The organism is Microbacterium sp. STN6, assembly GCF_026410545.1.
Taxonomy (GTDB): domain Bacteria; phylum Actinomycetota; class Actinomycetes; order Actinomycetales; family Microbacteriaceae; genus Root112D2.
Map to the genome: position 1 here is coordinate 300402 of NZ_JAPMIT010000001.1, position 23220 is coordinate 323621.

Consider the following 23220-nt stretch of genomic DNA (forward strand, 5'->3'; position numbering starts at 1 on the left):
CCGGCGGGTTGAGGAGCTCGCGCAGCGAGCGTCTCGAAACCCTCCTCGCCGATAGGCTGATTCACATGGGAATGAGTGCATGAAGGTCTCGGTCATCGGCTGCGGCTACCTCGGCGCGGTGCATGCCGCGGCAATGGCCGAGGTGGGCCACGATGTCATCGGCATCGATGTTGACGCCGACAAGATCGCCCGCCTCGCGGCGGGCCATCCGCCGTTCTACGAGCCCGGCCTTGCCGAAATTCTCACCTCGGCGACCGCCACCGGTCGGCTGCGGTTCTCGAGCGAGATCGCCGACGCGCGTGGCTCGCAAGTGCACTTCATCGCCGTCGGAACGCCTCAGGTGCAGGGCGGTTACGCGGCCGATCTGACCTACGTGAACGCGGCGGTCGATTCGCTCACGCCGCACCTCAGCGAGGGCGACCTGGTGGTGGGCAAGAGCACCGTTCCTGTCGGCACGGCGGCGAAACTGGCCGAGAGAATTCAGGCGAGCGGCACGGGCGCCCGCCTCGCGTGGAACCCGGAGTTTCTGCGCGAGGGTTTCGCCGTGCAGGACACGGTGGCGCCGGACCGCCTGGTGTACGGCGTTGCGAACGGCGAGGGCGACCCGGCTGTCGCCATCCTGAATGAGATCTATGCCGGTGCCGTCGCCGCGAACACCCCCGTCGTCGTGGCCGACTACGCAACGGCCGAGCTCGTCAAGGTCGCCGCCAACGCGTTCCTCGCGACGAAGATCTCGTTCATCAACGCCATGGCCGAGATCGCCGAGGTGACGGGCGCCGACGTGACCAAGCTCGCGGATGCGATCGGTTACGACACCCGCATCGGCCGCCGGTTCCTTAACGCCGGTGTCGGGTTCGGCGGCGGCTGCCTTCCGAAGGACATCCGCGCGTTCACCGCACGCGCCGAGGAGCTCGGCCGCGGTGAATCGGTCGCGTTCCTCAAGGAGGTCGACCAGATCAACCTGCGCCGCCGTCAGCGCGTCATCTATCTCACGGTGCAGGCGCTGGGCGGCAGCGTGTACGGCAAGAAGGTCGCCGTGCTCGGCCTCGCCTTCAAGCCGCATTCCGATGATGTGCGTGACTCACCGGCCCTCGACGTCGCCGTGCAGCTTCGGGGTCTCGGGGCCGAGGTGGTCGCCACAGACCCGCAGGCCATCGCGAATGCGCGAGCGCGGCATCCGCAACTCGGCTACACCGACGACGTCTCCGCGGCGCTCCAGGGCGCGCACGCCGTCGTGCTCGTCACGGAGTGGCCCGAGTTCAGCGCGATCGATCCCGAGTGGGCGGCGACCCTCGTGTCGGTCCCGGTCGTCGTTGACGCGCGCAACCGCCTCGACGCTGACGCGTGGCGAGCCGCCGGGTGGCAGTACCTGGGGCTCGGCCGGCCCTGACCTCGCGAGGCAAGGCCGAGTGTCGAATGCGAGAGACTGGCCCTCGGATGAGGGTCAAGACCGCCGCGCGGAATAAAGTGAGAAATGCTTAGATTGGGTAATGCCGATCCGACCATCCCGGCGTCACGCCACGCCTGCGCCCGACGCAGCCTCTGGCTCTGACGCTGCTGAGGCGGCCGAGGGCGTCATCCAGAAGCCTGACCGACGAGCACGCGCTCGCAGGCGGCGAACCGTCATCCTCGTCGCGCTCGGGGTGCTTCTCGTCGTCGTGGCCGCGGGTGCGTGGGTTGGCATCCGTGGTTTGCTCGCCAAGCACGAACTCGAGCAGTCGATTCCGCTGGCGTCGCAGATCCAGCGGCAGCTCACCGCGGGCGACACGAGTCAGGTGGCGAGCGATGCCGCCGCGCTCCGCGCGCACACCCACGACGCTGCCGCGCTCACGGGTGACCCCGTCTGGCGAGCGGCCGAGGTGCTGCCATGGCTCGGAGGCAACCTGTCTGCCGTGCGGCAATCGGCTGAGATCGCCGACACGGTGGCGGACAAGGCCGTCATGCCGCTCGCGCGGGCCGTGGGTCGGCTCTCACTCGACTCCCTGAAGCCGAAAGACGGGCGGGTCGACGTCACGCCCTTGAAGAGCATCGCGCCGGTGCTTCTTGGCGCACAGCACGTGCTGGAGCGGCAGGCGAGCCGGGCGAATGCGATCGAGACCGACGGGACCATCGGACCCGTCGCATCCGCAGTGTCGAAGCTGACATCGGGCCTCGACGAGGCACGAACCGCGGTCACGGCACTCGCCAACACGAGCGCGGTGCTTCCCGGCATGCTGGGCGCGGACGGGCCGCGCAACATCCTGCTGCTCATCCAGAACCCGGCCGAACTGCGCGCCACGGGCGGGGTGCCAGGGGCCATGGCCGTGGTGCACACCGACGACGGCCGCATTTCGCTGACCGCGCAGGTGTCTGACCTCGACTTTCGCCGGTTCGCTGAGCCCGTGCTGCCGTTGCCGGCAGGCACGGAAGGACTCTATGGCACGCGACCTGGTCGCTACATTCAGAACATCAGTATGACGCCGTACTTCCCCCTGACCGGCGAGCTGGCGGCCACGATGTGGCAGAAGCGGTTCGGCACGCACATCGACGCGGTCGTGAAGGCCGACCCGGTGGCGCTCGCCTACCTGCTGAAGGCCACGGGGCCGGTCACGCTCGCCACGGGTGACACGCTCGGCCCAGACAACACGGTGCCCATGCTGCTGAGCGAGGTCTACCAGCGCTACACCGACCAGCGCACGCAGGACGCGTTCTTCGCGTCGGCGGCGAGCTCGGTCTTCGAGAAGCTGATGCACGGCTCTGGCGACGCCGTCGGCATGATCAAGGCGCTGGCGCGGGCCGGCGCGGAGCGCCGCATCCTCATCTACAGCTCTGTACCCGCCGAGCAGAAGGTGCTCGAGGGCACCACTCTCGCGGGTGAGCTGCCGGCCTCGACCACGAAGACGGCGGGATTCGGCGTCTACTTCAACGACAGCACCGGCTCGAAGATGGACTACTACCTGAAAGCGCGCGTGACGGTCGCGTCGCGAGTCTGTCGGGCAGATGGGCACCCGGAGACGCGCGTCGATGTGACCATGACGAACACCGCGCCGGCCGACGCAGGCACATCGTTGCCTCTCTTCGTCGCGGGGCCGGTGCCGGGCACCGTCACGCCAGGCCATGTGCGCAACCAGGTGACGGTGTACGCCCCGAAGGGCTCCATCATTCTCTCGACGACGAGCGACTCCGCGGCATACCCCTCGAATGCCGCACACGATTTCGGGCACACGGTGGGCCAGTTCGAGGTGGAGCTGAAGCCGGGCGAGACGCGCACGGTGAGCGTCGAGCTGGTGCAGATGAGTGGTTTCGCCACCAGAGCGGATGTGGTCACAACGCCGGGTCTGAACGTGACGACGGGCGCAGGGGTTGCTCCTCGCTGCGGTGCGGGCGTAAACTGAGAATTCGTCATAAACCTCCTACCCGACTCTGAGGTCTCATATGCGCAAGCCATTTCTTGCCGGCGTTCTTCTGGCCGCCGTTGCCGTGCTCTTCACACCCCTTGCCGCGAGCGCCGAGAACTATGTTCCGGCCGGCGGCTGCACCATGAACCCGACGTCCGTCGACGCTGGCGACTCTGGCGTGCTCTCCTGCCTTCCGCAGACCTTCGCCGCGGGCGAGACCGTGACGTTCACGGTGTCGGGCTCGAATGGCACCGAGGTTCAGCTGGCGTCGTACCGCACGGCCGCGACCGGCAGTGTGAAGACGACGAAGCCGGCCGCGGCCGACGGAAGCGTGTCGCTCACGGTCACCGTTCCGAAGAATGCCGAGGGCACCTACACCATCACCGCGGCAGGCGCGGCACGCACGGTCACCTCGAGCATCTCGGTGATTCCCGCCGATAACGCGGCTCCTGCCGTCTCGACGGTGCACACGAGCAACACCATGTCGCTCGCCACGCTGTTCATGTGGCTCGGCATCGTCGTGCTTGTTCTCGTGCTCGCCGCACTGGTCGTGTTCCTGCTGCGCCGCCGGGCCGCCCGGGTCTGAGGCGGGGGCGCGCCCGCGCCGGTGCCGGGCTCGCTCACGCGGGGTTGCGCAGAGGAATAGCCGATGAGGCGCACGCGTTCCTGAAAGATATGTCACGACTGCCGCTGAACGTCCTTGACCTGGCTGGCCGTGCCCACGGCGCCACGAATGCCGAAGCGGTGGGTGGCAGCATCCGCCTGGCACAGGCCGCGGAGCGCCTCGGATACGAGCGGTTCTGGGTGGCAGAACACCACGGCATGCCGGCGATCGCCTCGAGCGCGCCGGCCGTGCTCATCGCGGGTATCGCGGCGAAGACCGAGCGCATTCGGGTGGGCAGCGGGGGAGTCATGCTGCCCAACCATGCGCCGCTGGTCGTCGCCGAGCAGTTCGGCACACTGCGCGCGCTCTACGGCGACCGCATCGACCTCGGCATCGGTCGTGCCCCCGGCACCGACCCGGTCACGGCCATGGCCCTGCGGCGCAGCGAGCAGGGGCTCGGCGTCGAAGACTTTCCCCAGCAGCTTCTCGATCTCTTCGGGTTCTTCCACGGCATGACCGAGGCGAATCCGCTGCACACGATCACCGCGGTGCCGGGCCTCGGCGACGCGCCACAGATTTGGCTTCTTGGCTCGAGCGGGTACAGCGCCCAGGTGGCGGCCGCGCTCGGGATACCGTTCGCATTCGCGCATCACTTCGCCGGCGAGAACACCGAGGCGGCTCTCGCGCTGTACCGCGAGAGGTTCGAGCCGAGCGAGGTGCTCGCTAAACCGCACTCCATGATCGCCGTCAACGTCATCGCCGACGACGACCCCGAGGTGGTGCGCGCGCAGTCGCTGCCCGGCATGCTGTCGTTCCTGCGCATGCGGCAGGGGCAGAAGCCGCAGCCGGTGTCGATCGACGAGGCGCTCGCCTACGAGTTCTCCGCGCTCGAGCTCGACTTCATCGCCGCTCGCAACGCGAGGCAGGCCATCGGCACGCCCGACGAGGTAGAGGCGCGGCTCACGTCGCTGATCAACGCGACCGGCGTCGACGAACTCATGATCGCATCCAGCGCAGCCACCCTGGATGCGCGCATCCGCAGCCTCGAGGTCGTCGCCGAGCGCCTCGCGTAACGCAAAGCGAGCGTGAGACGGATGAGGGCCGCGCCTCGACGGCCCGGCCCTCATCGTGTGTCGGGGTGGCGGGATTCGAACCCACGACCTCCTCGTCCCGAACGAGGCGCGCTACCAAGCTGCGCCACACCCCGAGTGGCCTGCGAACAGGCCTCCATAAGAATACACGGTGCGCGGTACGGCCGTTGACCGCGAGAGGTACTCCGCCTCCCCGCACTCAGTGGCCGCCGCCACCGCCGTTACCGCCGCCCGGCCCGCCATTGCCCGGGCCGCCGCCATTGCCGCCCCCTGGCCCGCCGGTGCCACCGCCTGGTCCGCCGCCAGAGCCGCCGCCGTTACCGCCGCCGCTACCGCCGCTACCGCCGCCGTTTCCTCCGCCACCGCCGCCTGGGCTTGGCGGTGTCGTCGGCGTAGGCGGCCGATACGGGTACAACAGCGAGTTCGGCGGCGTCGGCAGGGCACCGCCGGGGTAGGTCGCGTTCAGTGCCTGCAGAATCGGTTTCGCGACATAGAACTTGATGTTGTTGCCGGCAATCGCCGGGCCCGTGCCATTGGCGCGGAAATACACGCGGTGCATGTCAGCCTTGCGGTAGATGCCGTTCGCATCCGGCACGCCCTGCACGTTCCCGATCCAGGTTGCCGTGGCGATGGAGGTCGTCGAGGTGACCAGCCAGTTGTCGTAGGCGTAGTCGGTCGTTCCAGTCTTCGACATGATCGGCACGCCGTCGCGAGGGTTCGCGGCCATCGCGGTGCCGCTCTTCATGACGTTCTGCAGAGCGTAGCTCACGGCCGCCGCGATGTTCTCGGGCATCGCGCGCGTGCATGTGGTCTTCGGAACCGGCTTCTCCTCGCCGTCGCGTCCCACCAGCTTGGTGATCGCGATCGGCGTGCAGACCACGCCCTTGTTCGCGATCCCCGCATACGCCGTCGCCATCGTGAGCGGTGAGATGTAGTTGGTGCCGAGAATCATCGACGGCACGATCTGCCAGGGGTTGGCGGTGGGGGAGGCCGAGTGTACGAGGAGGCGCTTGGCGACATCCGATATCGAACACAGGTCGAGCTTCGTCGCCATCATGGCGAACGCCGTGTTGACCGACCAGGTCGTGGCCTCCATGACCGAGAGATAGCCGCCCTCGGAGGATTCGTCGTTGGCCACCGGCCAGTCACCCCACCCGCCCGTACAGCTCGCGTGGAACGACGACGCGGGGAACTTGTGGACGTTGGCATTCACCGATTCGTACAGCGTGTGACCGGCTTCGAGCCAGGCAGCCAGGTCGAACGCCTTGAACGACGAACCGGTCTGGAAACCAGCGGACCCGCCTTGATCGTGGTCGGTCGCGTAATTCACCGACGTTGTACCGGCCGGCGCATTCGCCGAGTCGTTGTAATCGCGGTTCTCCACCATGCTGACGATCTCGCCTGTGCCGACCTTCATCGAGACGTTGGTGCCGCCGAGGTCCATGCCGTCACGCGTCGGGGGAACATAGGCGCTGAGCGAACTCTTCGCCACCGCTTGCACATCAAGGTTGAGCGTCGTGTAAACCTGCAGCCCGCCCAACTGGAACGCCTGCTCTCGTTGCGTGGCCGTCTTGCCGAAGACCTTGTCGTTCACCAGCAGGTGCTGCACGTAGTTGCAGAAGAAGCCGGCGTCGTACTGCGTTGCGCTCATGCACCCCGATGTCGTCTGGGTGATCTTCGGCTCAATCTTGGTCTTGACGGCGTCGTCGTACTGGCTCTGCGTGATCTTCTGGTTGGCGAGCATGCGGCGCAGCACGTAGTCACGCCGGGTGAGCGTGGCGGCGTATCCGTTGTCGGCGTTGTTGCCCTTGTTGGTCTTGGCATCTTGATCGATGCGCAGGTTGGCGGGGTTGTTCAGAATGGCCACAAGCGTTGCGGCCTGCGCGAGCGTCAGGTTCGCCGCCGTCGTACTGAAGTAGTACTTGGCCGCGGCTTCGATGCCGTATACCCGGCCGCCGAAGCCGGCGATGTTGAGGTAGCCGAGCAGAATCTCGTTCTTGCTGTACTTCTTCTGCAGCCCGATGGCGTAGCGCATCTCGCGCAGTTTGCGCGGGATCGTGACCCCGGACGCCTCGTAGTTGCACTCGCTCCACTTCTTGCGCTGGGCTTCCTGCACATCCTTCGACGCGTTCACGTCGACCGCGTACCGGTTGCAGCGCTGCACGAGCACGTTCTTCACGTACTGCTGCGTGATGCTCGAGCCGCCCTGCAGGTCCGCGTTCGTCGCCGTCGAGATCGCCGCGCGCACCGTGCCGAGCACGTCGATGCCGCCCTCCTCGTAAAAGCGCGGATCCTCGGTCGCCACCGCCGCATCCTTCGCGTACTGCGAGACGCCCGACCACGACACGTCGATGCGGTTCTGCGCGTAGAAGGTGGCGATCGGCACTGGTTTCCCGCCCTTGGTGGCGTAGAAGGTGGTCGTCTGGTCGAGCTTGGGGATCTTCAGGTACTCCGGGAGCCCATTGAACGTCGAGATTCCCGCATCGGCTGCGCTCGCGGTCACGGCGACGGCCGGCATGAGCCCGATCGTGAGCACGAGTGCGGCCACCGCGCTCAGCGCGACGAAACCGAGAAGGCCAGCGAGCGCACGACCGATTTTCGCAGCAGAGACAGACACGCATCCAACCTAACCCGGCTGCACGCCGACGCTGAACCGACGGCACGAACCATCAGCAAATCCGAACCAACGGATGCGCGCTCCGCGCGTCCCGAGCAGCCTGCCGTCGAGAGCCTCCACCGGCGTGGTGGCCGGCGCTCGGCGCCGATCCGTCAGCGCACGGGCGTCAGCGTCAGAAGGGTGGCTTCGGGCCGACAGGCGAAGCGGACGGGTGCGTAGATGGAGGTGCCGAGACCGGCCGAGACATTGAGGTATGCCGAACGCAGCGCGTGCCGCCACAGGCTGAGCCCCTTCACCTGATGGCGGGGGATGTCGCAGTTGGTTACGAGCGCGCCGAACCCGGGAACGCACACCTGGCCGCCGTGCGTATGGCCGGCGAAGATCACGGAGGCGCCGTGCGTGACGAAGGAGTTCAGCACCCGCTGGTACGGCGCGTGCGTGACGCCGATCGTCACCGTAGACCGCTCCGGCCGGGGCCGATCCGCGGGCCACGTCGAATCCTCGGAGTACGGGTCGCTCTCGCGCAGCTCATCGAGTGCTCCGGAGATCAGCTCGAGCCTGTCGTAATGCCGGTGCGGGTCGTCGACCCCGAAGAGCTCAAGGTGGGTGCCGTTGACGTCGAGCGCGCCCGCGGCGTTGTTGAGGTTCAGCCAGCCGAGCTCGCTGAAGAACGCCTCCAGGGCGCTCGTATCGAGACGGTGCGGTGCCGACGACGGCCCGCCCTTCGACGGCCCGGTGAAGTACTTCAGCGGGTTCTTCGGGCTGGGGCCGAAGTAGTCGTTCGAGCCGTGCACGAACACGCCAGGGGTGCCGGCGAACGGCTCGAGCGCGCGGCGCACGCCGTCGATCCCGTGCTCGTGGCCGAGGTTGTCGCCCGTGTCGACAATGAGGTCGGGCTTCAGCCCCGCGAGCATGCGGATCCACTCCTGCTTGCCGCGCTGCCACGGCGCCATGTGCAGGTCGGAGAGATGAAGCACCCTGATCGGCTCTGCGCCCGGAGCCAGCACCGGCGCGCTCACCTCGCGCAGCATGTACAGCCGACGCTCGACAACAGAGCCCCAGACGAGGGATGCTGCTGCCGCACCGCCGAGCAGGGCGAGCGCGGCCGCGCCCGCTCCGATGCCGCGCCGACCCACGTCAGCCACCCGAGCCGGGCGCGGCCGGTGGCTGAGTCGACGCGTCTGCCTTCTTCAGGGTCAGCGTCACGGTGCTGCCGGGATCGACGACACTGCCGCCGTCCGGGCTCATCGCCGTCACGATGTCAGTCGGATCGCCGCTTCCGCCCGTCGTCTTCACAGTGAAGCCCGAGAGAGCCGACGTCGCGTCTTTCAGGGACTTGCCGACCACTTGGCCGGCATCCGGCAGCTTGGCCTTGTTCTGCTTGCTCGTGTAGACGGTGATCGAACTGCCCTTGCTGGCGTTGGATCCAGCGGCGGGATCAGTGCGCTCGACGGTGCCCGCGGCCTGCACGCCGTCGGTCTCGCCGCCGTCGACGTAGATGAAGCCGACGCCCTCCAGGATCGACTTGGCCTCTGTCGGCGACTTGCCGGTGAGGTCGGGAACGCCGATCTGCACACCGTAGAGCATGGTGTTCTCCACGGGGGTGAACGCGTCACCACCGTATTGCTTGTTGATGGCGGCAAGGATCACTTTGGCAACCGGGAACTTCGCGTTATTGCCCGCGTAGTTGCCGCCAGGGCCGCGGAAGTACACACGGTGCATGTCGGCTTTGACCCACTTGCCGTTCTTCAGCACGGAGTTGGCGTTGCCGATCCAGGTCGCCGTGGAGACCTTCGTTGTCGACGTGACGAGCCAGTTGTCGTACGCGTGGTCGGTTGTTCCGGTCTTCGCGAGCATGGGAACGCCGTCGCGGGGGTTCGCGGTCGCCGCGGTCCCGCCGCCCTGCAGCGGGGTTTCGAGCGCGTAGGCGACGCCGGCGGCCACCTTCGGGTCGATCGCCTGCTTACACGTGGTCGGCGTGACGGGCCTCTCGGTGCCGTCGGAGTTGATGATCTTGTCGATCGCCACAGGCGTGCAGATCTTGCCGTTGTTGGCGAAGCCCGCGTAGGCGGTGGCCATCGTCAGGGGCGAGATGCTCTGAGTTCCCAGCATGCTCGACGGATTCTCCGCAAGCGCCGCACTGCCGTCGCTGTTCGGTTTGGCGAGGTGCACGCCGAGCGCCGTCGCGGCCTTCTTGATGCCGCACAGGTCGATCTTGGTTCCCATCATGGCGAACGCGGTGTTGACCGAGTACTTTGTGGCGTTGAGCACGTTGATCCGCGAAGCGACACCCTCGTCGTTCGACACCGACCAGTCCGGGCCGGACGGCGTGGAGCAGCTGCTGTGGAACATCGACTGCGGAAAACGGTGTCGGGTCGCATCGATGCTCTCGTAGAGGGAGTGCCCCTCCTGCAGCCAGGCTGCGAGGTCGAACGCCTTCCACGTCGAACCGGTCTGAGCGCCGGAGGCGCCGCCGTACGCGAAGTCGACCGCGTAGTTGAGGGCCGTGGATCCCGCCGGTGGGTTGCCGGTGTTATTGAACGGCCGGTTCTGCACCATCGTGATGATGCGCCCGGTGTTCTGCTCGACCGCCACGTTTGCCGCACCGAGATCCATGCCGTCCTTGATCGACGGGATGTAGGCGCTCAGGGAATCCTGAGCGGTCTTCTGCAGGCCAAGGTCGAGGGTGGTGTAGATCTTGAAGCCGCCACGCAGCAGGGCCGCGTAACGCGCATCCTCAGTCTTGCCGAATGCCTTGTCGTGCTCGATGACGTGCTGCACATAGTCGCAGAACGTCGCGGCGTTGTATTGCGCCGCGGCCATGCAGCCGTTGGTCGGCGGCGTGATGTGCGGCTCGATGGGAGCCTTGATGGCCTCGTCGTGCTGCTGCTGGGTGATCTTCTTGTACTGCAGCATGCGGTCGATGATGTAGTCGCGGCGTGACTTGTTCGCGGCGTAGCCGTTCGCGGCGCCGTTCTGCTTGCTCTCGGGATCGTCAAGCTTGTAGTACGAGGGGTTGTTGACGATGGCGAGCAGGCTTGCGGCCTGGGGCAGGGAGAGGTCTTTCGCGCTGACACCGTAGTAGTACCGTGCGGCCGACTCGATGCCGTACACCTTGCCGCCGAATCCGGCGATGTTGAGGTAGCCGAGCAGGATCTGCTTCTTCGAGTACTTCTTCTCGAGCCCGATCGCCATCTTCATCTCTTTGAGCTTGCGATCCGGGGTCGTTTCGGTGGCGTCGTTGTAGCAGTTGTGGTACTTCTTCTGGTTGGCCTTGCCCTCGACGTTGTAGACCTCGCACTTCTGAATGAGCACGTTCTTCACGTACTGCTGCGTGATCGTGGAGCCGCCCTGCGTGTCGCCCTTGATCCAGGTGGAGAGCGCGCCGCGGATCGTGCCCTTGATGTCGACGCCGCCGTGCTGGTAGAAGCGAGGGTCCTCGCCGCTGGTCGCGGCGTCTTTCGCGAAGTCTGAGACCTGGTCCCATTTCACGGCCACCCGGTTCTGCGCGTAGAACGACGCGATCTGCACTTCCGTATCGCCGCTCTTCGCGTAGACGGACGTCACCTGGGGCAGATCGTCGAGCTTCAGGTACTCGGGGAGGCCTTCGAAAACGCCGATCGTGTCGTTGGCCGCCATGCCGGTCACGGCGATGGCCGGAGTGACCGCGGCCGTCACGAGAAGGCCGGCGACGACGCTCATGCCGACGAAACCAGCGAACGCGCTGAGGGCGCCCCTGGTCGTTGGTTTTTGGGCAGACATAGAATCAAGCGTAGGTGAGAATCCTGACAAACCACCCGAATGCCGCTCGCTCAGAGCGCATTAAAAGGAGCCGCATGCCCCGCTGGGAGTACCTGACAACGCCGCTGATCGTGCACAACACGGCGGCGATCCTGAACAACTGGGGCTCCGAGGGCTGGGAGCTCGTGCAGGTCGTACAGGGTCCGGAGGGCGGGCTGGTCGCGTACCTCAAACGCCCAGTCGCAGAGGAGGAGCAGGGCTGATGGCCGCCATTGACGAGCGTCTTGCCGAGCTCGGTATCGAGCTGCCCGACGTGGCCGCGCCGGTCGCCGCGTACGTGCCCGCCGTCGTCTCCGGTTCATACGTCTACACCTCGGGCCAGCTGCCGTTCGTCTCCGGGCAACTGCCAGCAACCGGCAAAGTCGGCGACGGCCATGGGTTGGTCCCCGCAGCGGATGCGCAGGCTTACGCGCGCCAGGCGGCCCTGAATGCGCTGGCCGCCGCGCGCGCCGTCATCGGTTCGCTCGACCGGGTGACACGGGTCGTCAAGGTCACGGGGTTCGTGGCATCCGCTCTCGACTTCACGGGGCAGCCCGGCGTGATCAACGGTGCGTCGAACGTGCTCGGTGAGATCTTCGGCGAGCACGGGGCCCACGCGCGCTCCGCTGTGGGCGTGGCCGTGCTGCCGCTGGATTCACCCGTCGAGGTGGAGCTGATCCTCGAGTTCGCGTAGCGCCGGCGGCGGCTGGGCGCTGGCCCCGCGCCCTGCCGCGGTGCCCTGTCGCTGTACCTCGCCGCTGTAACCTGCCACAGTGTGCTGCCGTTGTATCCGCCGCTGTACCCCGATCGTCCACAGAAGTGGGGACTGGCAGGGCCAGGAGCATGGGGTAAAAGAAATCCCTTGCGCGAGAGCCGGTTTGCCGTAAACTGATCGCGGTCGAATTAGCTTTCGATCGCGACGACCGAGATTCCCCCCAATCCAGCGTCGCTGAGGCGGCACCTGTTCCCCCCAATAGGTGCCGCCCCCTTTCGTTAAGCGGTCGTGCAGCTCGCGGCCGTGCTGCTCGCGGTCGTGCTGCTCGCGGTCGTGCTGCTCGCGGCCGTGTTCCTCGTGTGGCGGTCGTGCCGCCCACGGTCCTCCTGACGTTCCTGCACAGGTACTGCGGCCGCGCCGCTCTCCACGACCTGCTCCTGCCCGGCGCGTCGGAGCGACCGCCCTGCCTAGTGTCGGCTGATGTGACCTCGACGCCATTCGTTCCGCAGCCCCGCCCGCGCGCTCTCGCGAGCGACTCCGACGCCGTTGCCATCGACGTCGAGGCGAGCGGCGCATCCGCTCGTGTCATAGAGCGTGAACCGGTAGAGAGCGCGCCGACGGCCTCGCCTGATGCGGCGTTCGGGCCGCTAGCCGCGTACCTGGCACGGGGCTCGGTGACCGACGTCTTCGTCAACGGCGCTCGTGACATCTGGGTCGACGAGGGCGCCGGCGCCGTTCGAGTCGGTGCGTGGCCGGGCAGCGAGGCGGATCTGCGCACCAGCGCGGTTCGCCTCATCGCCCTCGGCGGGCGGCACATCGACGAGGCGTCGCCCTGCGTCGATGTGCGCCTGAACGGCGGCATACGCGTGCATGCGGTTCTTCCTCCCGTCTCGACAACGGGCACCCTAATTTCGATCCGGGTTCCGAGCCGACAGCGGCCGAAGCTCGCAGAGCTCGTCGCATCAGGCGAAGTGGATGCGCGCCAATGGGAACTGTTGAACGCGGCGATCGGCGGCCGACGCAACGTGCTGATCACGGGAGCCGCGGGCTCAGGCAAGACCACGCTGCTGGCCGCCATGCTCTCCGAGGCGCCCGCGGCGGAACGCATCGTCGTCATAGAAGACGTCGCAGAGCTTCGCATCGAGCATCCCCACGTCGTGTCTCTCGAGGCCAGGCAGGCCAATCTCGAGGGCGTGGGGGAGATCGGGATCTCCCGGCTCCTGCGCGAGGCGCTGCGTATGCGGCCAGACCGGCTCGTGCTCGGCGAATGCCGCGGTGCCGAGATCAGAGACCTGCTCACGGCGCTCAACACGGGCCACGACGGAGGTGCAGGAACGCTGCACGCCAACTCGCTCGCTGACGTGCCCGCGAGAATCGAGGCGTTGGGCGCGCTCGCCTCCATGACGCCGGAGGCGGTCGCGAGGCAGACCGTCAGCGCGATCGATCTGGTGCTGCACCTGGAGCACCGCGGGGGCCGACGGCGCCTCGCCGAGACCGGCCGCTTCTGTCTCGACTCGGCCGGCCGCCTCCAGGTCGTGGCGGCATGAGGGGCGGCCCGCCGCAGATCGAGGCGGTTGCCGCAGTCGTCGAACGCCTCGCGGTTCTGCTCGCGGGCGGGGTTGCTCCGGCGTCCGCGTGGGGATACCTGGACGACGGATCGCCCATGGTGGCGGCCGCCGTGGCCGCAGCTCAGGGCGGAGAGCCGATCGCTGACGGCATCGCTCGGGGTGCTGCCGCTTCGCCCGCAGGCGAGACGCGTGAGGCCTGGAGCGCGCTCGCCGCCGCCTGGAGCGTGGCGTCCGATTCGGGCGCGCCCATGGCCGAGAGCCTGCGGCGGCTGGCCGATTCCTTCCGCTCGCTCGGCCTGACCCAGCGCGAGCTGCAGATCGCACTCTCCGGCCCCTCGGCCACGGCACGCATGGTCATGGCGCTGCCCGTCATCGGCATTCTGTTCGGACTCGCGCTGGGCTTCAACACGCTCCAAACGCTCTTCACGACGCTGCCGGGCCTCGTTCTTCTCGCCGCCGGCTCGGCGCTCATGCTGGTCGGCTCTCGCTGGAACCGGCGTATGGTGCGCCGCGCGACACCGCGCGAGCGCACGGTCGGGCTTGCGACGGACCTCATGGCGATTGCCATGTCGGGAGGGGGATCGATCGAGGTGTCCAAACGGCGACTCGAGACCGCGTGGCACACCTATCTCGGCGGCAAGCCGACGGAGCTTGCAGAGATCGACGAGATTCTCGACCTCGCCGGCAGAGCGGGCGTGCCCGCGGCAGAACTCCTGCGAAGCGAGGCAGCCTGCCGCAGACGTGATGCCCGCATGGAGGGGCAGCGCGTCGCGGCGGCCCTCGCGGTACGCCTCATGATTCCGCTCGGGCTCTGTGTCCTTCCCGCGTTCATGCTCGTCGGAGTCGCTCCACTCCTTCTGTCAATCGTCTCCTCCACCATCGGCGTTCTCGGATGACGTCCACAGATGCCCCGCCAGGCGCATTCGTCAGCGCGCTCATGACCGAGCATGGAGGAACGCGGTTCGAAGCCGTCTGCCAGTGCGCGATCCGCCTCGCGAGGCGAAAGAGAAACGAGGTTCACATGAAGCAGGCAATGAGGAACGCGGCGAGGCGACTGGCCGCGGAAGACGGTGCGGCCACGGCCGAGTATGCGGTTGCCACGATGGCAGCCGTCGGATTCGCGGGCCTCCTCGTCGTCATTCTGCGTGGCGACGAGGTCAAGGGCATTCTGACCGACCTGGTGCGTCGGGCGCTCACGACGGCGGGCTGAATCGATGAGGGTGGGGGGCATGGCGCGGGTGCGCGGCGAGCGTGGGGCGATCACGGCCGAGTTCGCGGTTGCGATGCCGGCGGTCATTCTGGTGCTCGCGGCCTGTCTCGCCTGCCTGCAACTGGCCTCGTCGCAGAGCCGGCTGGCGGTTGCCGCAGCACAGGTCGCGCGCGCCCTCGGTCGCGGCGATACGGCGCTGGCAGCGCAGAGCGTCGCGCAGGTGGGCGGCGCCACCATGTCGCACGAGCAGAACGGATCCTTTGTCTGCGTTCAGCTGCGTGCCCCGGCCGCCGCCCACGCCCTGATCTCAGCGATCACGCTCGAGGCGCGTTCATGCGCGCTGGCAGGAGGCCTGTGATGCGATGCCGAACGCGGCTTGGAGCACTGTGCGCAATGCGGCTCGCGGATGAGCGGGGATCCGGCTCTCTCGTCGCGGTGGCTATCGCGGCATCCGTCATGATGCTGACGACGGTGTTCGTCACCGTTGCCGGGGCGTTGGCAGTGAGGCAGTCAGTTGAATCGGCAGCGGATGCGGCCGCGCTCGCCGCGGCCGACACGGTATCGGGCGCGGTACCGGGGTTCCCGTGCGACGCCGCCGGCACGGCAGCTCGCCTCGCGTCCGGTGCCGTGCTCGAGACCTGTCGGCTCGATGGGCTCGTTGCCACGGTCGTCGTCGAGCGCCCGTGGCTCAGCTTCAGCGTACGGGCGGCAGCGCGGGCGGGGCCGCCGGGAGTGGAAGGTCAGTCGAACAGCGTCTCGAGGTAGCGGTAGTCCACCGCACTGGGGCGGCGGCTGTCCGTGTCCTCCGACGCGTACTCGACACCGGCCGCCCTCAGATAGAGGTACCGCTTCCCGGTGGACTCCACGGGGATCTCGAGACGCGGTTGCGGGTCGCCGGAATCGAGGAAGTCGATTCGGATCGTCTTGCCCTCGAGCGGGCCGTCCGTGAGCTTCGCCGTGTAGCTTCCGACTGAGGTGTCCATACCCTCATTGTCCCCGCCGCGACCGCTGCTGCCAAGGGAATCGGGAGTGATCGTGACACGCGAGTGAGCGGGAGACGATTAGGTGCTTGAGCGGAAATGGTGTGTATGGTGTGCCTGTCATATATATAAGGAGTCACGTGCCTGACACGAAGAAGCTGGTCATTGTCGAGTCACCGACGAAGGTGAAGTCGATCGCCCAGTATCTGGGGGAGGGCTACGAGGTGATGGCCTCGGTCGGCCACATCCGCGATCTCATCGAACCCAAGAACCTGCCCGCCGAGCTCAAGAAGGGCCCGCTCGGCAAGTTCTCGGTCGATGTGGAGAACGGCTTCGAGCCGTATTACGTGGTTTCCGACCAGAAGAGGAAGACTGTCAGCGACCTCAAACGTGCGCTGAAGAACGCCGACGAACTCCTGCTCGCAACTGATGAGGACCGCGAGGGCGAGGCCATCGCCTGGCACCTCATCGAGGAGCTCAAGCCCACCGTTCCCGTACGGCGCATGGTTTTCCACGAGATCACCCGCGAAGCCATCGAAGCGGCGCGGGAGAACACGCGCGATATCGACATCGCCCTGGTCGACGCGCAGGAGACTCGGCGCATCCTCGACCGCCTGTACGGCTACGAGGTGTCGCCCGTCCTGTGGCGCAAGGTGGGCCCCGGGCTCTCCGCCGGCCGGGTGCAGTCGGCGGCGACGCGGCTCGTCGTCGACCGCGAACGGGAGCGGCTCGCGTTCGTCGCGGCGTCGTATTGGGACCTGACGGCACGTCTCGCGAGTGAAGCGGATGCGGCATCCGCTGCCCGTGAGAATGACGACACGTTCGATGCCCGCCTCGTGCGCCTCGACGGTCGGCGCATCGCCACCGGGCGCGACTTCGACGACCGCGGCTCGCTCAAGAGCGATGCCGTGACGCTCGACGAGAGCGTCGCCCGCGCGCTCGCCGACGCGGTCGCGCAGAAGAGCACCGCCATCTCGGTGACAAAGGTGGAGTCGAAGCCGTTCTCCCGCCGACCGGCGGCGCCATTCACCACCTCGACCCTGCAGCAGGAGGCCGCGCGCAAGCTGCGCTTCTCGGCACGACAGACCATGAGCGTCGCGCAGTCGCTGTACGAGAACGGGTACATCACATACATGCGCACCGACTCGCCGTCGCTGTCGCAGCAGGCGACGAAGGCGGCACGCGCCCAGGCCGCGTCGCTGTACGGGTCCGAGACGGTGCCGGAGAAGCCGCGCCAGTACACGGGCAAGAGCAAGAGCGCGCAGGAGGCCCACGAGGCCATTCGGCCCTCCGGCGAGACATTCCGCACCCCGGATGACGTGGCGCGATCGCTGCGCGGCAACGACCTTCGCCTCTACGAGCTCATCTGGAAGCGCACGGTCGCGTCTCAGATGGCTGACGCCAAGGGGCAGACCGCGTCTGTGACCATCGAAGCACGCGTGACGGAGGGCGAGCAGAAGGGCAGGGTCGCCGAGTTCAGCGCGAGCGGTACCGTCATCACCTTCCGTGGCTTCCTGCTGGCGTACGAAGAAGGCACGGACGAGGAGCGCACCTCGGGCCAGGAGCCGAGCCAGTCCAAGCTGCCGCCGCTCGCCGAGGGTCAGGCTCTCGCCGCGCGTGAGGTGGAAGCCAAGGGCCATGAGACCACTCCGCCGCCGCGATTCACCGAGGCCAGCCTCGTGAAAAAGCTGGAGGAGTTGGGTGTCGGCCGGCCGTCGACGTACGCGTCGATCATCTCGACCATCGTCGACCGAGGCTACGTGACGCCGCGCGGACAGGCGCTCGTTCCCAGCTGGATCGCGTTCTCGGTCGTTCGGCTGCTCGAGGACTACTTCGGCGACCTCGTGCAATACGACTTCACCGCAGAGATGGAGAACGACCTCGACCGAATCGCGAACGGCGAGGCGGGTCGCGTCGACTGGCTCACCAGTTTCTACTTCGGCAGCGACAAGCACCGCGGGCTGCGCCAGGTCATCGACAACCTCGGTGAGATCGACGCGCGCACCATCAACTCGATCCGCATCGACGACGACATCACGTTGCGCATAGGCAAGTACGGGCCCTACCTCGAGACCGCGGAGGAGGGAAGCGAAACGCCACGCCGCGTGAACATTCCCGATTCCCTCGCACCCGACGAACTCACCCCCGCCAAGGCGCGCGAACTCGTCGAGGCGCCGGTGGCCACCGACCGCGTGATCGGCGTGAACCCGGATACAGGCAAGAACATCGTCGCCAAGGACGGCCGGTACGGCCCCTACGTGACCGAGGTCGACCCTGAGACGGCAGCATCGGAGGCGGCGGAGGCCACGGCGGCCGAGACCAAGACCGCGAAGAAGAAGGCTGCCGCGGTGAAGCCGCGCACCGCATCCCTCTTCAAGTCCATGGATCTCGCGTCCATCGATCTCGACACGGCACTGAAGCTGCTGGACCTGCCGCGCGTGGTCGGCACCGACCCTGAGTCGGGCGACGAGATTCTCGCCCAGAACGGCCGATACGGTCCCTACCTGAAGAAGGGGACGGATACGCGCACCCTGCCGAGCGAGGACGACATATTCGCGATCGACCTCGCCGGCGCCCTCGAGCTGTACGCGCAGCCCAAGTACGGCGCCCGCCGTGCGGCGAGCGCACTGAAGGAATTCGACGCCGACCCGGTGAGCGGCAAGCCGATCCGCCTGAAGGACGGGCGGTTCGGGCCGTACGTCACCGACGGCGAGACCAACGCCACCATTCCGAAGAGCGAATCGATCGACGAGGTCGATTTCGATCGGGCCGTGCAGTTGCTGGCCGACAAGCGCGCCAAGGGGCCGGCGAAGCCGAAGAAAAAGGCGCCCGCGAAGAAGGCGCCCGCCAAGAAGGCGCCCGCCAAGAAGGCAGCCACGACGAAGTCGAGCGCGACAGCGAAGAAGACAAGCACGACGAAGAAGGCCGGCACGGCGACGAGCACCACGAGCCAGAAGGCCGCGCCGAAGAAGTGAGCGGGGCGGCATCCGGTCTCTTCATCACGCTCGAAGGCGGCGACGGCTCAGGCAAGTCGACTCAGGCGGCGCTGCTCTCCGAGTGGCTCACCGGGCAAGGGCGCACGACCGTGCGAACCCGCGAGCCCGGCGGCACCGAGGTGGGGCTCGAGGTGCGCGAGCTCGTGCTGCACCACCGGGGTGACATCGCGCCACGCGCCGAGGCCCTGCTCTACGCCGCCGATCGCGCACACCACGTCGCAACCCTCGTGCGGCCCGCGCTGGAGCGTGGCGAGATCGTGATCCAGGATCGCTACATCGACTCGTCCGTCGCGTACCAGGGCGTCGGCCGGGTGCTCGACGCGCAGGAGATCCGCTCGCTCTCCCTCTGGGCGACCGAGGGGCTCCTGCCCCAGCTCACCATTCTGCTCGACCTCGACGAATCCGTCGCCCGCGCGCGGCTCGACTCGGCGCGCACCCGCTACGACCGGCTCGAGGCGGAGGCAGCCGAGTTCCACGCCAGAGTGCGCGCCGCCTACCTCGATCTCGCCGCGGCCGAGCCCGACCGCTTTCTCGTTCTGGATGCCGCGCAGCCCGTCGACGTTCTCGCGTCAGCCGTGCGGGCACGGGTCGCTGCGCTGCTCGCGTAGCCTTGGTGCCATGTCGATCTGGGACGAGCTGACGGGGCAGGCCGAGGCGATCGCGGTCTTCACCGCTGCCGCCGCCGGTGCACCCGGGGCGATGACGCACTCGTGGCTCATCACCGGCCCGCCCGGCTCCGGCCGTTCCAACCTCGCGTTCGCGTTCGCGACCGCGTTGCTCGCCCCGGCCGGTGCCGAACCCGACGAGGCGACGGCGCGGCAGGTCGCTGCGCGCACGCACCCCGACCTCAACGTGCTATCGACGACGGGCGTCATCATCAAGCGCGATGACGTGCGCGAGATGGTTCAGCGCTCGCACTACTCGCCATCCGTGGGTCGTTATCGCGTGATCGTCGTCGAGGACGCCGACCGCATGACGGAGCAGACGTCGAACTTTCTGCTCAAGGAGCTCGAGGAACCGCCGGAGCGCACGATCTGGATCCTGTGCGCGCCGAGCGAGGCCGACATGCTGCCCACCATTCGGTCCCGCGTGCGCAGCGTGCGGCTGCGCATTCCGTCGGTTGCCGACGTGGCGCAGCTCCTGGTGACGCGCGACGGAGTCGACCCCGTCGTCGCCGAGCAGGCGGCCCGACACGCGCAGAGCCACATCGGCATGGCCAGGAGACTGGCCACGAACGCCGACGCGCGGGCGCGGCGCCAGGAGACACTGCAGACGACTCTCGCCATCCGCAGCGTGTCAGACGCGGTCAACGCGGCCGCCCGTTTCATCGAGATCGCGGGGGCCGACGGCAAGGCGATCACCGAGCAACTCGACGCCGAGGAGCGCGAGAGCACGCTTCGCTCGCTCGGCGTGGAGCCGGGCGGAACGCTGCCGCCCGCCCTTCGCGCCCAGCTGCGGCAGCTGGAAGAGGACCAGAAGCGCCGCGCCACCCGCAGCCTGCGCGACGGCATCGACCGCATTCTCGTCGACCTGCTCTCGCTGTACCGCGACCTCTCCATGCTGCAGCTCGGCAGCGCGAGTGCGCTCGTCAACGTCGAGCTCTCACCCGAACTCATTGAGCGCGCGCGTACGATGACTCCCGCCGCCACGCTCGCCGTCATGGACTCCATCGCGCAGGCGCGCACCCGCATCGCCGCGAACGTGGCACCGGCGCTCGCGCTCGAGGCCATGCTGATCAGCGTGGTTCGGGGCGTGCGAAGCGACGGCGGCTTCGGTGCAGCATCCGACAACCGAACGAAGGAACTCGCCTCATGAGCCACGCGCCCCTCGGCCCTGCTGTCTCGCGTGGCCGTGCAGGCGGTGTCCGTGCACATCGGGGCGGGCTGCGGATGGCGCGCGGCCTCGTCGCCGTTGGTCTCGTCGTCGCCCTCAGCGCCTCGCTGAGCGGATGCGTGACCTGGTTCATGCCGAGCAAGCCGGCGACCACGTCATCCCCCACAAAGGAAAAGGTGAGTGCCGATCTCGCCCGCTACTACCACCAGGTGATCACGTGGACGAGCTGCGGCAACGACATGCAGTGCGGCAAGGCCATGGTGCCGCTCGACTGGAAGAATCCGAGCCACGCGACGATCGAGCTCGCCCTCGTGCGGCACCTTGCGACGGGCAAGTCGCTCGGCTCGCTGCTCGTGAACCCGGGCGGGCCCGGCGGCTCCGGCGTTGACTTCGTGGAGAACAACCTGGACTACGCCACCGACACGACGCTGCAGACGCACTACACGATCGTGGGCTTCGACCCGCGCGGTGTCGGCAAGTCGACCAAGGTCACCTGCTATGGCCCCGCCAAGATGGACCAGTACCTCTACGGCATCACCACGGGCACCCGCGGCTCCGCCGCCTGGATCGCCGCCCAGACGGAGGAGGCGAAAGACTTCGCCAGTGCCTGCGAGAAGAACACCGGCGCTCTCCTCGCCCACGTCGACACCGTGAGCGCCGCCCGGGACCTCGACGTGCTGCGCGCGGCGCTCGGCGACACGAAGCTGCACTACCTCGGTTACTCGTACGGCACGTATCTCGGAGCGACCTACGCCTCGCTCTTCCCCGACAAGGTCGGCAGGCTGGTGCTTGACGGCGCCATCGACCCCGCGGCGAGCAACTTCGACGTGACGATGGAGCAGTCCAAGGGCTTCGAAAGTGCGCTGCGCGCCTACCTCAAGTCGTGCCTGGGCGGCAAGGACTGCCCCTTCACCGGCACCGTCGAGCGCAGCATGACCACCGTCGGCGACCTGCTTTCGAGCGTCGAGGCCAGCCCGATCCGCAACGCCGACGGCCGCGAACTCGGCGCCGACACCCTGCTCACCGCCATCATCTACCCGCTCTACGACGCCAACGCCTGGTCGTACCTCTCCCAGATGTTCACCGAGGTCATGAAGGGTAAGGCATCGCTGGCATTCACTCTCGCCGACGCCTACAACAACCGCAGCAGCAACGGCACATACGGCGACAACTCGACCGAGGCGTTCATGGCCATCAACTGCCTCGACTACACCTACGACGACAACCCGGCCGTCATGCGCAGCCAGGAGCAGAAGCTCGAGCAGGCAGCACCGGTCATCGGCCGCTACATGGGCTATGGAGACATCGGATGCGCCACATGGCCGTACCACTCCACCACCAAGCGCGGCCCCATCACCGCCCCCGGCGCCGCACCCATCCTCGTCGTCGGCACCACCAACGACCCGGCGACGCCGTACGTGTGGGCGCAGAACCTCGCGGGCGAGCTGCAGAGCGGGCACCTCATCACCTACCACGGTGAGGGACACACCGCGTACAACAAGTCGAACTCGTGCGTGAACGACGCCGTCGACGGCTACTTCGTCTCGGGCACCGTGCCATCGACCGACCCGATGTGCTGAGGCATCCGGGCCATAATTGAGGCATGGAAGCCGTCACGGAGGAACTCGGGCTGCGCGAGCGCAAGCGTCGTGCAACCCGCCTCGCGATCCAGCGCGCGGCCATCGACCTGGCGAGCGAGCGTGGCCTCGAGGGGGTCACGGTCGAAGAGATCAGCCGCGTCGCCAACGTCTCCCCGCGCACCTTCTTCAACTACTTCTCGTCGAAAGACACCGCCGTCGTCGGTGAGGTGCCCGAGCTGCCGGATGAGGCGGCGATCGAACGCTTCGTGAATGCCGGCCCGGCCGAACCGCTGCTCGACGGCATCGCCGAGCTGCTCGCGCAGGCGCTGCTCGCCGACGACCCCAGCTCAGACGAGGCGGAGCCGGAGCACGCACATGACCAGGCGCTGCACGACCGGCGCCGAGAACTGCTGAGGCTGCATCCGCAGCTCTTCGCCCTGAAGTTCGCGAGCATGCGCGAGTTCGAGACCCGGCTCGAGACCGTGGTCGAGCGCCGGTTGGTGGCCGACCGCCCGGCGCTGGCGGCGAAACCCGACGAGCTGCGTTCGCGCGCTCTCATGGCGACCTACGTGGCGTTCGCCGGGGTGCGCCACGCCTGGTCGTGCTGGGCAGACCGCGGAGGTCGCGATTCGCTCGTCGTTCGGCTGCGTGAATCGTTCGCGCTTCTGGCGTCGCTTTCGACGCCCGCGACGTGATTCGCACCGCCCCTATGATCGGCTAAGCTATTCCACTGTGCGCAGGCTCGCCTCGAGCCGGCCACGCCGCCTTAGCTCAGTCGGTAGAGCATCTCACTCGTAATGAGAAGGTCGTCAGTTCGATTCTGACAGGCGGCTCCACGCACTCTGCTCCCCACGCCCGGCAACGCCCTC

At 67.6% G+C, this 23220-nt stretch carries 20 protein-coding genes and 2 tRNA genes; 17 read left to right on the plus strand and 5 right to left on the minus strand.

The features are described 5' to 3' along the window. The first annotated feature begins 79 nt into the window (after nt 1-79). The 4 genes from OSC27_RS01335 (at nt 80) to OSC27_RS01350 (ending at nt 5054) form a co-directional block, all read left to right on the plus strand. On the plus strand, nt 80-1390 hold the full coding sequence (locus OSC27_RS01335) for a UDP-glucose dehydrogenase family protein (RefSeq protein ID WP_267179615.1): 1311 nt from the start codon (nt 80-82) through the stop codon (nt 1388-1390). A gap of 100 nt (nt 1391-1490) precedes the next feature. Next, complete coding sequence (locus OSC27_RS01340; RefSeq protein ID WP_267179616.1) at nt 1491-3374, plus strand: DUF4012 domain-containing protein; 1884 nt, start codon at nt 1491-1493, stop codon at nt 3372-3374. Between the two features lie 40 nt (nt 3375-3414). Continuing rightward, nucleotides 3415-3963: a hypothetical protein gene (locus OSC27_RS01345; protein WP_267179617.1), complete on the plus strand. Its 549-nt coding sequence runs from the start codon at nt 3415-3417 to the stop codon at nt 3961-3963. 89 nt (nt 3964-4052) lie between these two features. Then, on the plus strand, nt 4053-5054 hold the full coding sequence (locus OSC27_RS01350; RefSeq protein WP_267179618.1) for an LLM class flavin-dependent oxidoreductase: 1002 nt from the start codon (nt 4053-4055) through the stop codon (nt 5052-5054). A gap of 60 nt (nt 5055-5114) precedes the next feature. Here the strand turns inward: OSC27_RS01350 and OSC27_RS01355 are convergent. The 4 genes from OSC27_RS01355 to OSC27_RS01370 form a co-directional block, all read right to left on the minus strand. After that, nucleotides 5115-5188 (minus strand) — tRNA-Pro (locus OSC27_RS01355). Between the two features lie 83 nt (nt 5189-5271). Then, nucleotides 5272-7689, minus strand: coding sequence for a transglycosylase domain-containing protein (locus OSC27_RS01360; RefSeq protein WP_267179619.1), 2418 nt, complete (start codon nt 7687-7689; stop codon nt 5272-5274). Nucleotides 7690-7841: 152 nt separating this feature from the next. Further along, nucleotides 7842-8825 (minus strand): metallophosphoesterase, encoded by a 984-nt coding sequence (locus tag OSC27_RS01365; RefSeq protein ID WP_416348816.1) that lies wholly within the window; start codon nt 8823-8825, stop codon nt 7842-7844. Nucleotide 8826: 1 nt separating this feature from the next. Beyond that, the gene (locus OSC27_RS01370; protein WP_267179620.1) at nt 8827-11451 is read right to left on the minus strand and encodes a transglycosylase domain-containing protein; all 2625 of its coding nucleotides are present in this window, start codon (nt 11449-11451) and stop codon (nt 8827-8829) included. 74 nt (nt 11452-11525) lie between these two features. On the opposite strand from OSC27_RS01370, the gene OSC27_RS01375 reads away from it, so the two are divergent. From OSC27_RS01375 to OSC27_RS01405, 7 genes are all read left to right on the plus strand, one after another. Further along, complete coding sequence (locus OSC27_RS01375) at nt 11526-11693, plus strand: hypothetical protein (protein ID WP_267179621.1); 168 nt, start codon at nt 11526-11528, stop codon at nt 11691-11693. Further along, nucleotides 11693-12163: a RidA family protein gene (locus OSC27_RS01380; protein ID WP_267179622.1), complete on the plus strand. Its 471-nt coding sequence runs from the start codon at nt 11693-11695 to the stop codon at nt 12161-12163. Before OSC27_RS01375 ends, OSC27_RS01380 begins: the two co-directional genes overlap by 1 nt. 503 nt (nt 12164-12666) lie before the next feature. Then, nucleotides 12667-13731: a TadA family conjugal transfer-associated ATPase gene (locus OSC27_RS01385; RefSeq protein ID WP_323373874.1), complete on the plus strand. Its 1065-nt coding sequence runs from the start codon at nt 12667-12669 to the stop codon at nt 13729-13731. Continuing rightward, complete coding sequence (locus tag OSC27_RS01390; protein WP_267179623.1) at nt 13728-14648, plus strand: type II secretion system F family protein; 921 nt, start codon at nt 13728-13730, stop codon at nt 14646-14648. The genes OSC27_RS01385 and OSC27_RS01390 overlap by 4 nt, the downstream gene beginning before the upstream one ends. A gap of 125 nt (nt 14649-14773) precedes the next feature. Then, nucleotides 14774-14962 (plus strand): DUF4244 domain-containing protein, encoded by a 189-nt coding sequence (locus OSC27_RS01395; RefSeq protein ID WP_267179624.1) that lies wholly within the window; start codon nt 14774-14776, stop codon nt 14960-14962. Nucleotides 14963-14981: 19 nt separating this feature from the next. Then, the gene (locus tag OSC27_RS01400; protein ID WP_267179625.1) at nt 14982-15320 is read left to right on the plus strand and encodes a TadE/TadG family type IV pilus assembly protein; all 339 of its coding nucleotides are present in this window, start codon (nt 14982-14984) and stop codon (nt 15318-15320) included. Between the two features lie 35 nt (nt 15321-15355). Then, entirely contained in the window at nt 15356-15727 is a 372-nt protein-coding gene (locus OSC27_RS01405) for an Rv3654c family TadE-like protein (protein WP_267179626.1), read from the plus strand. Here OSC27_RS01405 and OSC27_RS01410 read toward each other — a convergent pair. After that, on the minus strand, nt 15703-15945 hold the full coding sequence (locus OSC27_RS01410) for a hypothetical protein (protein ID WP_267179627.1): 243 nt from the start codon (nt 15943-15945) through the stop codon (nt 15703-15705). The two genes, OSC27_RS01405 and OSC27_RS01410, sit on opposite strands and share 25 nt — an antisense overlap. A gap of 137 nt (nt 15946-16082) precedes the next feature. Here OSC27_RS01410 and topA point away from each other — a divergent pair, with 137 nt between their 5' ends. The 6 genes from topA (at nt 16083) to OSC27_RS01440 (ending at nt 23187) form a co-directional block, all read left to right on the plus strand. Further along, nucleotides 16083-18917 (plus strand): type I DNA topoisomerase, encoded by a 2835-nt coding sequence (topA, locus tag OSC27_RS01415; RefSeq protein WP_267179628.1) that lies wholly within the window; start codon nt 16083-16085, stop codon nt 18915-18917. Further along, complete coding sequence (gene tmk / locus OSC27_RS01420) at nt 18914-19546, plus strand: dTMP kinase (RefSeq protein ID WP_267179629.1); 633 nt, start codon at nt 18914-18916, stop codon at nt 19544-19546. The genes topA and tmk overlap by 4 nt, the downstream gene beginning before the upstream one ends. A 10-nt stretch (nt 19547-19556) precedes the next feature. Then, entirely contained in the window at nt 19557-20753 is a 1197-nt protein-coding gene (locus OSC27_RS01425) for a DNA polymerase III subunit delta' (protein WP_267179630.1), read from the plus strand. Further along, entirely contained in the window at nt 20750-22351 is a 1602-nt protein-coding gene (locus OSC27_RS01430; protein ID WP_323373875.1) for an alpha/beta hydrolase, read from the plus strand. The genes OSC27_RS01425 and OSC27_RS01430 overlap by 4 nt, the downstream gene beginning before the upstream one ends. 23 nt (nt 22352-22374) lie before the next feature. Further along, a complete protein-coding gene (locus OSC27_RS01435) occupies nt 22375-23046 on the plus strand; it encodes a TetR/AcrR family transcriptional regulator (RefSeq protein ID WP_267179631.1) in 672 nt (223 codons plus the stop codon). A gap of 65 nt (nt 23047-23111) precedes the next feature. Further along, nucleotides 23112-23187: transfer RNA gene (locus tag OSC27_RS01440), tRNA-Thr, on the plus strand. The last annotated feature ends 33 nt before the right edge of the window (nt 23188-23220 follow it).

Excerpts from the sequence above, each read along its gene's own strand:
- OSC27_RS01390 (WP_267179623.1), top strand. The coding sequence starts at position 13,728 with ATGAGGGGCGGCCCGCCGCAGATCGAGGCGGTTGCCGCAGTCGTCGAA.
- OSC27_RS01410 (WP_267179627.1), bottom strand. The coding sequence starts at position 15,945 with ATGGACACCTCAGTCGGAAGCTACACGGCGAAGCTCACGGACGGCCCG.
- OSC27_RS01340 (WP_267179616.1), top strand. The coding sequence starts at position 1,491 with ATGCCGATCCGACCATCCCGGCGTCACGCCACGCCTGCGCCCGACGCA.
- OSC27_RS01375 (WP_267179621.1), top strand. The coding sequence starts at position 11,526 with ATGCCCCGCTGGGAGTACCTGACAACGCCGCTGATCGTGCACAACACG.
- OSC27_RS01430 (WP_323373875.1), top strand. The coding sequence starts at position 20,750 with ATGAGCCACGCGCCCCTCGGCCCTGCTGTCTCGCGTGGCCGTGCAGGC.
- OSC27_RS01425 (WP_267179630.1), top strand. The coding sequence starts at position 19,557 with ATGTCGATCTGGGACGAGCTGACGGGGCAGGCCGAGGCGATCGCGGTC.
- OSC27_RS01370 (WP_267179620.1), bottom strand. The coding sequence starts at position 11,451 with ATGTCTGCCCAAAAACCAACGACCAGGGGCGCCCTCAGCGCGTTCGCT.
- OSC27_RS01400 (WP_267179625.1), top strand. The coding sequence starts at position 14,982 with ATGGCGCGGGTGCGCGGCGAGCGTGGGGCGATCACGGCCGAGTTCGCG.
- OSC27_RS01335 (WP_267179615.1), top strand. The coding sequence starts at position 80 with ATGAAGGTCTCGGTCATCGGCTGCGGCTACCTCGGCGCGGTGCATGCC.
- OSC27_RS01435 (WP_267179631.1), top strand. The coding sequence starts at position 22,375 with ATGGAAGCCGTCACGGAGGAACTCGGGCTGCGCGAGCGCAAGCGTCGT.
- OSC27_RS01345 (WP_267179617.1), top strand. The coding sequence starts at position 3,415 with ATGCGCAAGCCATTTCTTGCCGGCGTTCTTCTGGCCGCCGTTGCCGTG.
- OSC27_RS01395 (WP_267179624.1), top strand. The coding sequence starts at position 14,774 with ATGAAGCAGGCAATGAGGAACGCGGCGAGGCGACTGGCCGCGGAAGAC.
- OSC27_RS01405 (WP_267179626.1), top strand. The coding sequence starts at position 15,356 with ATGCGGCTCGCGGATGAGCGGGGATCCGGCTCTCTCGTCGCGGTGGCT.
- OSC27_RS01350 (WP_267179618.1), top strand. The coding sequence starts at position 4,053 with ATGTCACGACTGCCGCTGAACGTCCTTGACCTGGCTGGCCGTGCCCAC.
- OSC27_RS01380 (WP_267179622.1), top strand. The coding sequence starts at position 11,693 with ATGGCCGCCATTGACGAGCGTCTTGCCGAGCTCGGTATCGAGCTGCCC.